At 61.5% G+C, this 14,120-nt stretch carries 11 protein-coding genes and 6 tRNA genes; 2 read left to right on the plus strand and 15 right to left on the minus strand.

Going from position 1 to position 14,120, the window contains the following annotated elements:
- Positions 1-150 precede the first annotated feature (150 nt).
- Positions 151-1,503, plus strand: a complete 1,353-nt coding sequence (locus ACFP6B_RS02140; RefSeq protein ID WP_377126213.1) for a Na+/H+ antiporter family protein — start codon at positions 151-153, stop codon at positions 1,501-1,503.
- 86 nt (positions 1,504-1,589) lie between these two features.
- On the opposite strand, the gene ACFP6B_RS02145 is transcribed toward ACFP6B_RS02140, so the two are convergent.
- The 14 genes from ACFP6B_RS02145 to ACFP6B_RS02210 form a co-directional block, all read right to left on the minus strand.
- On the minus strand, positions 1,590-3,383 hold the full coding sequence (locus ACFP6B_RS02145) for an RsmB/NOP family class I SAM-dependent RNA methyltransferase (RefSeq protein WP_377126216.1): 1,794 nt from the start codon (positions 3,381-3,383) through the stop codon (positions 1,590-1,592).
- The gene (gene fmt / locus ACFP6B_RS02150) at positions 3,380-4,306 is read right to left on the minus strand and encodes a methionyl-tRNA formyltransferase (protein ID WP_377126219.1); all 927 of its coding nucleotides are present in this window, start codon (positions 4,304-4,306) and stop codon (positions 3,380-3,382) included. Before fmt ends, ACFP6B_RS02145 begins: the two co-directional genes overlap by 4 nt.
- 36 nt (positions 4,307-4,342) lie before the next feature.
- The gene (gene def / locus ACFP6B_RS02155) at positions 4,343-4,975 is read right to left on the minus strand and encodes a peptide deformylase (protein ID WP_283489287.1); all 633 of its coding nucleotides are present in this window, start codon (positions 4,973-4,975) and stop codon (positions 4,343-4,345) included.
- 23 nt (positions 4,976-4,998) lie between these two features.
- Positions 4,999-5,880 (minus strand): cytochrome, encoded by an 882-nt coding sequence (locus ACFP6B_RS02160; protein WP_377126222.1) that lies wholly within the window; start codon positions 5,878-5,880, stop codon positions 4,999-5,001.
- Positions 5,881-6,007: 127 nt separating this feature from the next.
- Positions 6,008-7,228: a CapA family protein gene (locus tag ACFP6B_RS02165; protein WP_377126225.1), complete on the minus strand. Its 1,221-nt coding sequence runs from the start codon at positions 7,226-7,228 to the stop codon at positions 6,008-6,010.
- Between the two features lie 67 nt (positions 7,229-7,295).
- Positions 7,296-8,975: a hypothetical protein gene (locus ACFP6B_RS02170; RefSeq protein ID WP_377126228.1), complete on the minus strand. Its 1,680-nt coding sequence runs from the start codon at positions 8,973-8,975 to the stop codon at positions 7,296-7,298.
- Between the two features lie 26 nt (positions 8,976-9,001).
- Positions 9,002-9,829 carry an MOSC N-terminal beta barrel domain-containing protein gene (locus ACFP6B_RS02175; RefSeq protein WP_377126231.1) on the minus strand — a complete coding sequence of 276 codons (828 nt, stop codon included), beginning with the start codon at positions 9,827-9,829 and terminating at the stop codon, positions 9,002-9,004.
- Between the two features lie 82 nt (positions 9,830-9,911).
- Positions 9,912-9,983 (minus strand) — tRNA-Val (locus tag ACFP6B_RS02180).
- A 1-nt stretch (position 9,984) separates the two neighbouring features.
- Positions 9,985-10,058, minus strand: a tRNA-Cys gene (locus tag ACFP6B_RS02185).
- Between the two features lie 49 nt (positions 10,059-10,107).
- A tRNA-Gly gene (locus ACFP6B_RS02190) sits at positions 10,108-10,180 on the minus strand.
- Positions 10,181-10,385: 205 nt separating this feature from the next.
- Complete coding sequence (locus ACFP6B_RS02195; RefSeq protein WP_377126234.1) at positions 10,386-11,480, minus strand: DUF559 domain-containing protein; 1,095 nt, start codon at positions 11,478-11,480, stop codon at positions 10,386-10,388.
- Between the two features lie 90 nt (positions 11,481-11,570).
- Positions 11,571-11,646, minus strand: a tRNA-Gly gene (locus ACFP6B_RS02200).
- A gap of 33 nt (positions 11,647-11,679) precedes the next feature.
- Positions 11,680-11,751: transfer RNA gene (locus ACFP6B_RS02205), tRNA-Val, on the minus strand.
- Between the two features lie 24 nt (positions 11,752-11,775).
- Positions 11,776-11,848: transfer RNA gene (locus ACFP6B_RS02210), tRNA-Gly, on the minus strand.
- A 229-nt stretch (positions 11,849-12,077) separates the two neighbouring features.
- On the opposite strand from ACFP6B_RS02210, the gene ACFP6B_RS02215 reads away from it, so the two are divergent.
- Positions 12,078-12,647 (plus strand): GNAT family N-acetyltransferase, encoded by a 570-nt coding sequence (locus ACFP6B_RS02215; protein WP_377126237.1) that lies wholly within the window; start codon positions 12,078-12,080, stop codon positions 12,645-12,647.
- 271 nt (positions 12,648-12,918) lie between these two features.
- On the opposite strand, the gene zapE is transcribed toward ACFP6B_RS02215, so the two are convergent.
- Entirely contained in the window at positions 12,919-13,980 is a 1,062-nt protein-coding gene (zapE, locus tag ACFP6B_RS02220; protein WP_377126240.1) for a cell division protein ZapE, read from the minus strand.
- Positions 13,981-14,120: the final 140 nt, after the last annotated feature.

The raw sequence follows: 14,120 nt of genomic DNA on the forward strand, positions 1-14,120 counted from the left end.
GTCTTATACCCATCGTAGTGCCGAGAAGGCACAGGGCACAGAAAGCAAGGCCCGTCACAGTCCAACTGGTGGTTTTGAGGGCTAGCGAATAAGCCGGGCAGACTAAACTTTGTACGGTCTTTTACATACTTATTCAAAGGTTTGGATTATATGAACTCGGTTCTGCTTGCGGTCCTGGTCATGCTCGTCCTCTCCGCAGCACGCGTACACGTCGTCCTGGCGCTCTTCATCGGAGCTCTCGTGGGTGGTCTTGTGGGCGGGCTCGGGCTGGATGGCACCATGGTCGCCTACCAGGAGGGGCTCTCCGGCGGCGCTATGCTGGCGCTCTCCTACGCCCTGCTCGGTGCTTTCGCCATGGCGGTTTCAAGCTCGGGCCTGCCCCAGCTCATCGCCAACGGCATCATTGCCAAGGTCGGCTCAGAAAGCTCAGAGACCAACCATCGCATCGAATACACCGTCAAGTGGCTGCTGCTGGCCGGTATTCTGGCCATGTCGATTATGTCGCAGAACCTGATTCCCGTTCATATCGCCTTCATTCCGCTGATTATTCCGCCCCTGCTGGCCGTCTTTAACCGCCTGAAGCTAGACCGCAGACTCATTGCCTGTGTGCTCACCTTCGGCTTGGTCACCACCTACATGTACGTGCCCGTAGGCTTCGGCGCGATCTTCTTGAACGACATTCTGCTGGGCAACATCAGGCTAGCCGGTATGGATACCAGCGGTATCAACGTCATGACCGCTATGGCAATCCCGGCCCTGGGCATGGTCGTTGGCCTGCTGATTGCGGTCTTCTTCAGCTACCGCAAGCCCCGCGCCTACCAGACCGTTGAGCTGGCGCCCACTGAAACCGTGACCACCGAGGTCAAGAAGTTCAACGTGGTCGTCGCGATCATCGCTATTGTTGCAACCTTCGTGGTTCAGGTGGTCATGCAGTCCATGGGTACCGAGGCCAACTCCCTGCTGGTCGGTGCCCTGGTGGGTCTGACCATCTTCATGGTGACCGGTGCGGTCAAGTGGAAGGAGGCCGACGACGTCTTCACCGCGGGTATGCGCATGATGGCCCTGATCGGCTTCATCATGATCTCGGCCCAGGGTTTCGCGGCGGTCATGGATGCCACCGGCGACGTTGACCCCCTGGTGACCACCGTGGCTGACCTCTTCGCGGGCAACAAGGCAGCAGCTGCCATGGCCATGCTGGTAGTGGGCCTGATTGTGACGATGGGTATCGGCTCGTCCTTCTCTACCCTGCCCATCATCACCACCATCTACGTGCCCCTCTGCCTGGCCCTGGGCTTCTCACCCCTGGCTACGGTTTCTATTATCGGTACCGCAGGTGCCCTGGGCGATGCGGGCTCCCCCGCCTCCGACTCCACTCTGGGCCCCACCGCCGGTTTGAACGCGGACGGCCAGCACGACCACATCCGCGACTCGGTGATTCCCACCTTCATCCACTACAACATCCCCCTGCTGATTGCAGGTTGGGTAGCGGCGATGGTTCTCTAGCACCCCAAAAGGACCAGGTAAATCAGAAAAGACCACCTCATTGGTGGTCTTTTCTGATTTTCCTGGTACCTAGTGTTGTGGGGAGCCTAGTTCTTGCGGAAGAGGGCGAAGAACATGGCATCGGTGCCGTGGATGTGCGGCCAGAGCTGGGCGGTCGTAGCACCTTCAGCTAGGGTTGCGCCCTTGGGGGCCTCCGGGGTGAAGGCCGGGTCAAGTTCACCAGATAGGGCGGACGCCCCCGCCTCGTCCTTGCGGGCAACTGCGCGTAGAGCGGCACCGGAGTCCAGCAGGGTCACATCGACCTTGCGCAGAATATCGTGCACGATGCTCTGGGTTTCAGCGGTATGGGGTGAGCAGGTTACGTAAGCGATGAGACCGCCAGGGCGGGTCACCGAGGCAGCTGCCTTGAACAAATCTAGTTGCAGGGGCAGCAGTTCAGCAATATCGCGAGGGCTCTTACGCCAGCGCGCTTCAGGGCGGCGGCGCAGGGCACCCAGGCCGGAGCAGGGCACATCGACCATCACGCGGTCAAAGCGCACATCGGCAGGCATACCCTCGGGCAGGTTTGAACCCCCAGCTACAGTTCGGGCGATCTGACGGCCGTCACCGGCCACCACAGAATAGGTTCCGGACGGCAGCGGGGCCAGGGAGCGGCGCACCAGTTCAGCTCGGTGGTCGGCGGCTTCATTCGCCAGCAGGCGGGCACTACGCTGGGCGCCCAGGGCACCGAGCAAGGCGGCCTTACCGCCGGGACCAGCGCAGAGGTCAAGCCAGTTGCTGTCGCTGCCCTCGAGCGGGGCATCTGCCAGGGCTCGGGCTACCAGCTGGGAACCGGCGTCCTGGGCGCGCACGACACCCTCCCGCACCGATTCAAGCCGAGCCAAGTCGCCGGCAGAATAGAAGGCTGAACCCTCCACCAGGGGGCCGTCTTCGGCACCTGCTGCGCGGGCTTCGTCCAGATCTCCCAGGCCGGGCAGGGCTACCAGGTTGACCACGGGTGAGGCATTATCGGCATCCAGCAGGGCCTCAACTTCATCAGGCTTCCGCCCGTGGGCTGCTAGGGCCTGACGGAAGGACCGTACGACCCAGGCCGGGTGGGACTTTTCCAGCGCCAGCCGGGTCAGCTCATCGGGGGCCTCTTCGGCAATCAGGGCGTACCAGTCTTCCGGGGTGCGCTCAGAGACCCGGCGCAGCACGGCGTTGACGAAGTTAGCCGGGCCGGTGCCAATCTCGGCCCGGGCCAGGGCAACTGTCTGGTTGAGGGCGGCATGGTCGGGCACGCGCATAGCCAGCAGCTGGTGCACACCCAGGCGCAGCACCAACAGGATCTTGGTGCCGATTTTTTCCACCGGGCGGTCAACGCAGTGGGCCAAAATTGCGTCGTAGGTGCCCTGGTTACGCAGGGTTCCATAGGTCAATTCAGTAGCGAAGCCAGCGTCCCGGGCATCTAGCCGGGCGGAGCGAATCGCCTTGGGCAGCACCAGGTTAGCGTAGGAGTCTTCCAGGGCAACAGCGCTCAGCACCTCGAAGGCGACTGCACGGGCTCTATCTGCTGTGCGGGCACGCTGGGAGGGAGCGGACGCCGAAAACGCCCGGTCCTTCACCGCTTTACGGTTGCGCTCGTGCCCCTTGGAGTTACGGCGAGTCTCTCCCCCACCACCTTGCTTGGCCTGGGGCTCACCACCGGGGTTGCGGTTGCCGCGGGAGCCGCGGGGGTTAGGGGTGCCCCCGGGCTGCCCCTGCTGGGTGCGGTCGTCGCGTTTTCTGGCCCCGCTTCTGCCCTGGCCAGCTCGGTTAGCGCCGGAGCGGTTAGCTCCAGCCCGGCCCTTACCGCTGTTGGATCGGCCACCTGAGCCGCGTCCGCCTGCATTCATGCTCATACCAGCACCACTTTCCCTTCTGCCAGGGCGGTGCCCTGACCGCGCGCCCAGTCGGCGGCGTTCATCATTTTCTTACCAGCAGGCTGCACCTGGGTCAGTTCAAGGGCCCCATCGGCGCAGGTGACGGCAACCTTTTTACCGGCCCAGAAGAGGGTTCCGGGAGTACCAGTCGGAGCAGCGTCAATGGCGCGCACCATACCGAGCTTGAAGCGGGCGCCTTCGAGTTCAGCCCAGGCACCGGGTTCGGGGATGACCCCGCGTACCTGAGCGATAATCTCAGCGGACGGGCGGGTAAAGTCCACTTTCCCGTCGGCGATGGTGAGCTTGGCTGCGTGGGTGGCGTCGCCGGTCTGCGGGGTACCGGTAGCGCCGGCAGAGATATCGTCAAAGGTAGTCGCCAGCAGGGCACCGCCGGTCGAAGCCAGGCGGTTGAGCATATCCCCAGCGGTATCAAGTTCCCTTACCTGCGCCGATTCGGACCGGAAAACCGGGCCGGTATCAAGCCCTGCGTCAATACGGAAGGTGTTGGAGAAAATCTCGGTCTCCCTCGCCATCAGGGCCCGCTGTACAGGAGCTGCCCCGCGCCAGGCAGGCAACTGCGAGAAGTGCAGGTTAATCCAACCTTGGGGCAGCAAATCGAGGGCGCTCTGCGGCAGCAGGACGCCAAAGGCCACCACCGCCGCAATATCGGCGCCCAGCTGCGCGACGGCGTCCGCAACCTCATCGGACCAGCGGTTGGCCTTGATGATGGGCAGGCCCAGCTCCTGGGCGCGGGCTGCCACCGGGGACGGGGTCAGCACCCGCTTGCGCCCGACGGGGGCGTCCTCGCGGGTGAGCACCCCCACCACCTCATAGCCCGCCTCAAGCAGGCCGTTCAGGGGCGCGACGGCGACCTCCGGGGTACCGGCGTAGAGAACCTTCATGCTTACCTTTCCACTCAAACTTAAGAACCAGCAGGTTTAGATGCCAAAAGCGCCGGGCTTCTTGCCGGCAGGCTGCTGGGCCCCACCGGTCGGGCTAGCCGCACCGAAGGAACCGCCCAGGGCACCAAAGCCCGATGACGTCTTGGCAGCTCGTTCGCCCTGAACGGCCGCGGCAACCTGGTTATAGTCGGCCTGGCGAATCTTGCGCCAGATATTTTTCTTGTCTTCGCCCTCAACCCGGTCGATGAACATGGTGCCATAGAGGTGGTCGGTTTCGTGCTGAAGCATGCGGGCAAAGAGACCCTCACCCTCGTAGACCACCGGCTCGCCCTTACAATTCACGCCGGTCACGCGCGCCCAGTTCTTGCGCGGGGTGGCAGCCGACAGGCCCGGTACCGACAGGCAGCCCTCGCCGCCCTCCTGGGGTTCATCGCCCACCTCAAGTACGGGGTTGATGATGTGCCCCTCGCGGCCGTCAATGTTGCCGAAGGTGAAGATGCGCTTGGAGATACCCACCTGGGGCCCAGCTAGACCTACTCCCTCAACGTCATACATGGTTTCGAGCATGTCAGCCACCAGTTTTTCCAGGTCGGCGTCAAATACGGTGATGTCGTCGCACTCGGTGCGTAGCACGGGGTCGCCTACGGTGCGAATGGGCAGAATAGTCATGCTTCTCTTTCTCGTCGGTGAGGTTAGGACGCCGCTGCGTCAGGTAGGTCTGCTCCGGTAGCTGCCGGGGGCGGAACTACCGGCATGAGGGAGTCTTCGGGGGTTTCGGAGAGGTCGCGGTTGAGGTCCCAGACCCGTTTGAGGGCGCAGAACTTGTACCAGTTACGTTCTAGTACCCGGGGGTTGGCCTGCTGGGGTACCACCTGGGTTTCGCCCAGGGCAACACCCATGAGGATGCTCGCTCCCCCGTGTTGCCAGGGCTCCCAGCTGCCGTGTTCAGCGTCAACCAGCGCTTCTTCTGCTTTGACACCGGCGACCAGCTGCATGACCACTTTATCGTCCAGGGGCTTGACCCGCCCCTTGCGGTCGGTGCCCTTGGTTTTGTAGTCGATGATGCAGGTGTGACCAGCAATTTCGGCGACCAGATCGAGAGTACCGGCATAGCCCACGGTTTCGTTCCAGATGGTCACTTCGGTGGCCAGGGGCTTGGGGCGATAGAGGCCCCACCACTCGTCAAAACGGTCGGCGTAGGCCTGTTCCCCGTGGGCGATGAGGTTCTCGCGATAGCCCTCTACCTCGTGGGGCAGGCCCATGGCGCGCAGGGCTACCTGTTCTGCGTAATTGTGCACGCGATCGCCCCTGGCCGCTGCGGCGTCCCGGTAGCGTTCTGAGGCTGCCGCCGCGTCCCGAATCACCGCGAACTTGAGCCCAGCTGAGCTGGTGGCCCGGTAGGACCGCTGGTCTTCAAGGGCGGCCTTAGCCGCCATATAGCCGTGCCAGCCCGAGAGGTCGTTGGCTTGCTGCCCAATGACCGTGGTGATAGATGGAACCAGTAGCTCCCCGCCAACCGCGCGCGCGTACATGCGACCGTGGTCGGTTGCTGACGCTAGCATGGGTGTGGTCACGCGGCCGTCCTGACGTCGGGGAAAAATCGAAAAAGCGCCCAGCCTTCTCAGCTCTATTTGGCGCTCTATCGATTATACGCGTCTGCTCTGCCAAGTACGAGAGGGCCGATAGGTTAGACCGCTTACCCTAGCTCCACTGGCGAGCGCCAGCCTCAGCCGCACCCATGGACTCAACAATCTGCTGAACACGGGCGTTGGACTGCTGGGCGTAGGCTTCGTCAACGCAGTCGGAGGCAGGACGGCTGGGTGAGGTGATGCAGTAGCGGTAGGCGGGGTTATCGACCATGGTGCTAGAGACCCAGCGCAGGTCGCGCACCTGCCAGGTGCCGTCCTCCCCTCGCTCAAAGATGGGGTTGACCATAATTCCCTCGTTGTTGGCAACGTAGGAGGGTGAAAGCTCGGTGAGGTTGTTCCCCATACCGTAGACAATCCAGGTGTCCTTGTAGTTCTCGATGGGCTGGACGGCGTGGGCGTGCTGACCCACGATCAGGTCGAACTGCCCTGAATCAACCAGTTCATGAGCCACCTCTACCTGCTGGGCTGAGGGCTCATGCACGTACTCATCACCGGCGTGCATATTGGCAATCACCAGGTCAGCCCCCTCTTCCCGAGCACGGGTTGCCTTGGCAATCATGGCTTGGGAATCGAGCATATCAACCTGCCAGGAGTGTTCGGGCACATTCCCATTGAGCCCGTAGGTGCCGGTAATCATCGCCACCCGCGCACCGTTGGCGGTAGTGAAAATATCGGGCTGTTCAGCTTCTTCTTCGGTCAGCGAGGTGCCGGTAACACCCATACCGGCTGCCTCAACCGCACGGTAGGTACGCTCTAGCCCCTCAGTACCCTGGTCAAACGAATGGTTAGAGGCCGTCATGCAGACATCCCACCCGGTGTCCGCTGCAGCCGTCAGAATCTGGGGCGGCACATTGAAGTTGGGGTAGCCAGAAAAGGGGCCGTCTTCATGGGCAACTACTGTTTCCATCTGGCAGACCGCTAGATCTGCGCGATCAAGGTAGGGCTTCTGCTCGCTGATGAGGGGCCCAAAATCTAATCCGGTGGCCCCGGCTGCGGCTGCATCAGCTTCAGCCTGGGCCCAGAGCATGTTGTGCATGAGAAAATCACCGGTGAAGAGCAGGGAGACGCAGTCTGCCTCGCCGCAGGCTCCACCTGCTGCCGACGCAGTCAGGGTACCCGATTCACTCGTCTGCCCCGCTTCCCCGGGGGCTACCTGCCCCTGCCCGCTCTGCTGGACAGCGGCGTCCGCCCCGCTACTTTCCGCAGTCTGCGAGCTACAGCCTGCCAGGGCCAGGGCGCTTAGGGAGAGGAAGGCAAAGAGGCGACGATGCACGGTGGGGTCCTTTCAGCGGGTTGTTACCAACACCACCCTACCCAAAAGTGCCGCAGGGCACATATTGTTACCAGATGTCCATACCAGCCAGAGCGTAGGTTGATTCCCCGCCCTCCAGCTCAACAGAAGTGACAGTGGAACCCTGTAATTCCTTGGACAGGGCCAGGCGGACGGTCGAGGGCATGTAGTAGCCGTCGCTATAGTCCGTCACCCGACCGGCAATGGCCGGGGTGCTGGCGGGCAGGGTTGCGGTGTGGCTTCCGCGGTCGGTGGTGATGGTGACCTGTAACCCCTGCTGATCGGACGGCACCCCAAAGGGCATGATGTGCAGGGCCAGGGCATCGGCGGCGGGCCAGGAGCCTGCCAGGGTGGTGTGGGTAAAAGTCAGCAGCGGCACGGTGGATTCAGCCACACCGGCTTTGGGTTCCGGGCAGGCGGACGCACCCGCGGCAGCTACCACGTTCTCGGGCAGGGTGCAGAGGGTTGAGTCCCCATTGTGGGTAAGGTCAAGAGCCGTTAGCCTGGTGGCTTCGGGGCGGTGGGTGGTTGCCAGCCAGCGGGTGGGCAGGCCAGCGAGTTCCCGGGGGAAGGACGTTGGCAGGGCGGCGGACGAGGCCGGAACAACGGGGGCCAGGTCAATATCGCCCGTTGCACCCGCCAGGTAGCCCTCAACAGGCATGGTTGCCTCGAACCAGCTGGTCGCTGATTCGGCGAGAACCTTCTCGTGGGTGGCGGTGTCGGGGCAGTCCAATAGGTCGCAGCCGACCCGGTCATCGACTCCCGCCGCAGATAGAGCCCGGTTCACGGACAGGTGCCCCAGCCCCTCAACCTGTACATCGTAGGCGGGGGCGGTACGCGGGGTAGCCAGGTAGCGGGTCAGCAAGCGGTTGCCAGCGGTTTTGACGTCCTGATCCAGCTCCCCGGTCAGCGACAGGTAGGGCACGTCAGGCAAAGCCGGTGCGAAGGCCTCGGGGGTTTCGGTCGCGTAGTAGGGGCCATAGGCCATGACGCTCTTGAGCCCGTCACCGAAGATCTCATGGGCAGCTTCAATCATGCTGGCTGAGCGCGAATGAACCAGCAGGCCGACCTGGCCTTTGCTGAGGTCACCCGCATCATCCAGGGTGATACCGGTAGCATCGTTGGGGCTCTGAGCAGCTGAGATAAGCTCGGTGACCACAGCCTTCCAGAGTTCTCGCTGGTCGTAGGCACCTTCCACATCTGACCCGATAAAGACCGGCCCCACGTCGGGGATCAGCACGTCGTATCCCTGAGCCGCTAGTTCATGGGCCAAGTAGTTCATGCCCCGGTCATAGCGGATCTCTTCGGTCCCACTCGGGCAGGGGTAGGTGTAGTTTTCCCCGGTGCAGTTGGGGCCGCGCAGGTGACTGATGACAATCAGCGGCTTGGGGCCAGCAGTGCTCCTGGATTCGGCGAAGGTGCCACGGGCCGGGGCGGTGAAGCCCCCTACCGTCACGTTCCCAACATCAACCTGATGGAGTTTTACGGTGTCGTCCTCAGCCCACACGCGCTCCTCGACCTTTCGGTCGGCAGGTACGTGGGGGCCGTCCGCCCATTCCAGCTCGATGGCCGGGGTCCCGGTGGGCACCTGCACGGCGAGCAAGTCATCCATGTTCACCCCGCTCCCCTGGTCGGTCGCGGTAGTCATGGGGGTGCTACAGGCGGTGAGAAGCAGGACGCCGGTAGCCAGCAAACTGGCAAGGGCAGGGAAAGGGCGGTAGACAGTCACGGGGGCACCTTCTTCGTTGAGGGTCTTTACCCTTTATTATCACCCTTTACAGGGCCGGACAGCAGACCCGGCGCGGTAGCTGTGAGGCTCGCGTATATACCCGCTGTCGGCTCACCGCGCTGGTTTCTGGGCCGATAGGAGGCCAAGAGCTTAAGAAACCTGGCTGTGCGCTGGCCGGTTTCTGGCTGGTAGTCAATCACAGCGCATCGGCTGATACCTTCTCCAGCAACCAGTTGCAGACCGTGCAACCCAACCGGCAGGCCGCGTCCTGCCTGGAAGGTCAGCGTTGTCCCCTGCCAACTATCTTCGATGTAGGGCATTGAGGTCTCGACCACCAGGTTGCAGCGCAATCTGGCAGCTAACTCGTCCGCGGTCGGAGGGTTCTCGGGGTTGAGCCGCGCGGCTATGTCGTCCAAGGTCGCGCTGCCGACAAGTGATAGGGCACCGTCGTAGACCAGATTCTGCCGAGGAGCAAAAGCCAGGGCCACGGGCTTGCCCAGGTAGGTGCTCAAGGCATCATTGACCGGGTGCTTATAGACCGCCAGCTGCTTTGTAGCACCCCAGGAGGTGAAGGTGCTAGTGGCAGCCTTGGTGAGGGCGGGAACGGTGTAGCTACCCGCCCCAGGTATGTGCAGGGTGAGGTCTGTCTTTCCGTCGCGGGCGGTCAGATCGGTGGTAATTCCCATCAGGGTCGGGTGGGCAACGGTGCGGAGCACGGTGCGGTCGGCGGGTGAGACGAGAGCCCAGCGGCGATTGAAGGTAGGGCCGGACGCGGTAATCTCGGCTATGGTACGCGCCTGATGACGGGCGCCTTTGAGGGGACTATAGCCAAAGTGGGTGACGGTCAGGTGCATGGTTCTAGTCTTGCACAGGTCATTCAGGTGTAAAGGGCGTATGCAAAAGGCTCCCTGGCCGAAGCCAGGGAGCCTTTCTTTGTGCGCGATACTGGGATCGAACCAGTGACCCCTTCCATGTCAAGGAAGTGCGCTACCGCTGCGCCAATCGCGCGTGGAGGTGAGGACGGGATTCGAACCCGCGTACACGGTTTTGCAGACCGTTGCCTAACCACTCGACCACCCCACCACACGCTCAGACCGTGGTCTGAGTTGCGAAAACGAGTTGTTTTCGAGAGAGCGGTTGACGAGACTTGAACTCGCGACATCCACCTTGGCAAGGTGGTGCTCTACCAACTGAGCTACAACCGCAACTCGCATTACTTTACACGAAGCCAGGCAGAGTTTCAACCGAGACGCCTAGCTCGCTCTACGCCCGCTTGACTTCCCTGCCAGGTCGAGGCCGCCCCGTGCGTCCGCCCCCTACACAACGAGCGTGCACCATATCGCCGAGCGTGCATCTTTCTGCCGCACGCTCGGCGATTTAACGCACGCTCGCCAAAAAGCTGCCCCGGCACTAGGCAACCGGTTTCAGCCCGTGGCGCATCAGTAGGTCTTTAAGGTTCTCAGGGTGCGCGGTAATATCGTCCCACCTCACACGCACCACAACGTATCCGAGCTGTTCAAGTTCTCTTTGTCGCAGATGCTCCCGCTGTATCACCCCGGTTGGCTCTCCGTAGGTACCGTCGTATTTGATGGCCCCATCGACTTCTAAGATGAGCTTCAGCTCTTCCCACAGAAAATCTGGCCGATAAACCTTTCCTTTAACCACCAGCTTGGCCTGCTCTTGCGGCCGGGGAAACTTCCAGTCAATCATGTGGTTTCTGGCAATCGTCTCTGCAGGAGAGGCCGCGTACCGACTCATTCGCTGCGCGATCTGGCGGGCCCGCGCAGCACCTCGCCCACTCACGTTCATCAGCAGTGGTTTCAAAGCAGCCGGCGAGCAGAGCTTACTGTTCAGCATGTAGTCCACGATGCACAGTGCCTCAATCAGAGGAAGGGTGCGGGCACAATCAACCGAGGTCTGCAGCGGGTCGGTCAGATAGACCCCTTCGTGCAGTAGCGCCCGCTCGCACTCTACTGCTCGATTAGAAAAAATCTTATGATGTGGCGTTCGCGCCCTAATATGCGCCGAGGGCACGCTAGCCCAGATATGGCCAGGCAGGCTCAGAAAAGGGGCACCCCAGAACAGTGCCGCCGAGGCATGGCTCAGAACATACCCCGGGTGATTTTTAGCGAATGCGTAGTGCCTGACTTTTAGTTGTTGTTCTGGGGTGAGAGCATTCCATTCACGTGCCAGGCAGTAGCTGTTGGGGGCAATTTTGGCGTAGACCCCTTGTGCGCAGTAGGTGCGGACGCGCGTGTGCGAGATCCCTCTCGCGGCAAGTTCTCGTGAGGTTTTGACCCGGTCGCTGAGTTCTTTCATAGCGCTATTGTGAAATGCCTTAGAGCGGGAACCGTTTATTTCTGAAGATTTCAGCGACACTGTGGATAACTCGGGGTTTTCAGCGGCTTTTACCGACTGAGCCGGCAGTTTTCCACAGGTTAAGCGAGCGTGCACCATATCGCTGAGCGTGCGGCAGACAGATGCACGCTCAGCGATATGACGCACGCTCGGCAGAAAAACCTCAAATCATGCACCACACGCACACGCTCGCGCGGAATAAAACAAAAGCCCCGGCTCACTGAACCGGGGCTTACGTGGAGCGGTTGACGAGACTTGAACTCGCGACATCCACCTTGGCAAGGTGGTGCTCTACCAACTGAGCTACAACCGCGTATGCAATTATTTGCAGTGGATTTTCATCCAGTGCGCGATACTGGGATCGAACCAGTGACCCCTTCCATGTCAAGGAAGTGCGCTACCGCTGCGCCAATCGCGCTAGACACTCACAAGGAGTGTTGCGAGCGGTTGACGAGACTTGAACTCGCGACATCCACCTTGGCAAGGTGGTGCTCTACCAACTGAGCTACAACCGCATTGTGTTTCAATTCCTTTGGGGAACCGAACCAACGAGTAAATACTTTACACACTTTTCTGGCTCCTGCCAAATCAACACGCACCTTCACGTAAATCCTTTTTTACCGCGTGTTTTCGCGGTTTTTACCGCCACAACCCCGTCCAGTTCAAAATTTTTCTTCTATGCCCTGCGCCACATCTTTGAGCGCGTACACTGTAAAAAACATTTCTATTCATCGTGGAGTTTTCATGCACCCCCAGCTTCTCACCGAACGTTTTACCCTGCGCCCCTTGCGTGAGGCCGATGCAGCGGCGATGGCTCAGGCTTGCCAGGACCCGGATATTATTCGTTTTTGTCTATCCGTACCCCTGAACTATACGGAAGAGACTGCCCGTGATTTTGTTGCCTACACCCATCAGGCGAGCGAGAGCGGGCATGAGCTGGTGTGGGGTATTGATGCGAGCGGGGTTTTCGCCGGTGTGGTGAGTCTGTTTAACGTCACGGGTTCTTCGGCTGAGGTTGGCTACTGGTTGGCGCCGGGGAGTCGCGGTCAGGGGTTTCTGACCGAGGCCCTGGGTATGGTGGTGGGCTTTGCCCTGGACCCCCAGGGACTGGGCCTCGACCGGCTGAGTTGGAAGGCACTTGCTGATAACGAGGCGTCCGAGCGGGTGGCTCACAGGGTTGGGTTTACCGATTTCCGTACTTTGGTGAAAAGTCAGCCGGGCCGTCCACTTGAGGACGGCTCCACTCCCCTGCTTGATATGCGCGCCGCTGAGCTGACGCGCGACCGCTGGGCTGAGCTGGGTTTCCCCGGCTAAGGCTCTGCGGGAAATAAGGACGCCGGTGCGCGCCCGCCTGCCTGTAGCAGGTGAGTGCGCCCCGGCGTCCTTGTTTTAGGCCTTATCTTATGCCTTATCGTCCAACATACCTTCACGCGCTAGAGCGGTGAGGCGAGACGGAGTGAGCGGGATGAGCTCCCGTTTTCCGCGAAGCGAAATAGAAAACGGAGCGAATTGGCTGAGCCTGCGAAGCCTTAATGAATCCGTAATAAGCCTGATCTGAGCCACCGCTAGAGCGAACGGAGTGGTTTCACGCCGTCTTATCGTCCAACATACCTTCACGCGCTAGAGCGGTGAGGCGTGAAACCGCACGGAAGTACTTTTTCTGGTATCCGCCGGTCATCATTTCTTCGGTGAAGACCCGGTCGAAGGGTACGCCGGAGGCGATGATGGGGAGGTCTTTGTCGTAGAGGCGGTCGGCGAGGACGACGAAGCGCAGGGCGACGGCTTGTTGGGTGATGGTGGTGACGTTGCGCCAGGCGATGGCGTCGAGGCCGTCGATGAATTGGCGGTAGCGGGAGGGGTGCACGCGGGAGAGGTGGTCGATGAGGGCTTCGAAGTCGTCGATGGCGACGGTGCCGAGCCCGTCGAAACGACTATCGACCAGGGAATCGAAATCAGCATCTGCGACGGGTGCGGGGGCAGCGGGTAGGCCGCGGTGGCGGAAGTCTTCGCCGTCGACGCGCAGCACGTCGAATTGGTCGGCGAGTACCTGGATTTCGCGTTTGAAGTCAGCTGCGGCGAAGCGACCTTCGCCGAGGGCGCCGGGCAGGGTGTTGGAGGTGGCGACGAGTTTGACGCCTGCTTCGGCGAGTTCGCGCATGAGGCGGGACATGAGTACGGTGTCGCCGGGGTCGTCGAGTTCGAATTCGTCGATGCAGACCAGTTTGTAGTGTGAAAGGGCTTCGACGGTTTTGCGGAAGGTCAGGGCGCCGACCAGGTTGGTGTATTCGACGAAGGTGCCGAAGGCTTTGGGCCCTTCGACCATGTGCCAGAGGGAGGCGAGCAGGTGGGTTTTACCCACGCCGAAGCCGCCGTCGAGGTAGAGACCGGCCTTGGTGTCGTCCTTCTTCTTGCCGCCGCCGAAGAGTTTGCCGAAGAAGCCGCCCCCGCTGGTTGATCCGCCGCGGTTGATGGTTTCGCCGAAGGCGCGCAGGGCGTCGACTGCTGCCTGCTGGGAGGGCTGGGCAGGGTCGGGGCGGTAGGTATTGAAAGACACTTCACCGAAGCGTTCTGAGGGTCTGAACCCTGAGAGGAGTTCGTCGGCTGAGACGTGGGGGGTGCGGTCGGTGAGGTGGGTGTAGGTTGCCACGTGTGGTCTTTCCCTTGGGCGCGACGGTGCGCTGGTGATTCGTACACCCACAGTTTAGTAGCTGGCAGGCAGGTTGCCCAATGTTGCGGTGGGGTTAGTGCGGGACTGACTCTAAGCCGGTTGGCTTGTTCACAGATTTG

Origin of the sequence: Rothia nasimurium (genome assembly GCF_042660305.1) — a bacterium.
Lineage (GTDB): Bacteria > Actinomycetota > Actinomycetes > Actinomycetales > Micrococcaceae > Rothia > Rothia nasimurium.

What these genes read in the sequence shown, in the direction of transcription:
- ACFP6B_RS02140 (WP_377126213.1), top strand. Translation starts at nt 151, where the DNA reads ATGAACTCGGTTCTGCTTGCGGTCCTGGTCATGCTCGTCCTCTCCGCA.
- ACFP6B_RS02145 (WP_377126216.1), bottom strand. Translation starts at nt 3,383, where the DNA reads ATGAGCATGAATGCAGGCGGACGCGGCTCAGGTGGCCGATCCAACAGC.
- fmt (WP_377126219.1), bottom strand. Translation starts at nt 4,306, where the DNA reads ATGAAGGTTCTCTACGCCGGTACCCCGGAGGTCGCCGTCGCGCCCCTG.
- def (WP_283489287.1), bottom strand. Translation starts at nt 4,975, where the DNA reads ATGACTATTCTGCCCATTCGCACCGTAGGCGACCCCGTGCTACGCACC.
- ACFP6B_RS02175 (WP_377126231.1), bottom strand. Translation starts at nt 9,829, where the DNA reads ATGCACCTGACCGTCACCCACTTTGGCTATAGTCCCCTCAAAGGCGCC.
- ACFP6B_RS02215 (WP_377126237.1), top strand. Translation starts at nt 12,078, where the DNA reads ATGCACCCCCAGCTTCTCACCGAACGTTTTACCCTGCGCCCCTTGCGT.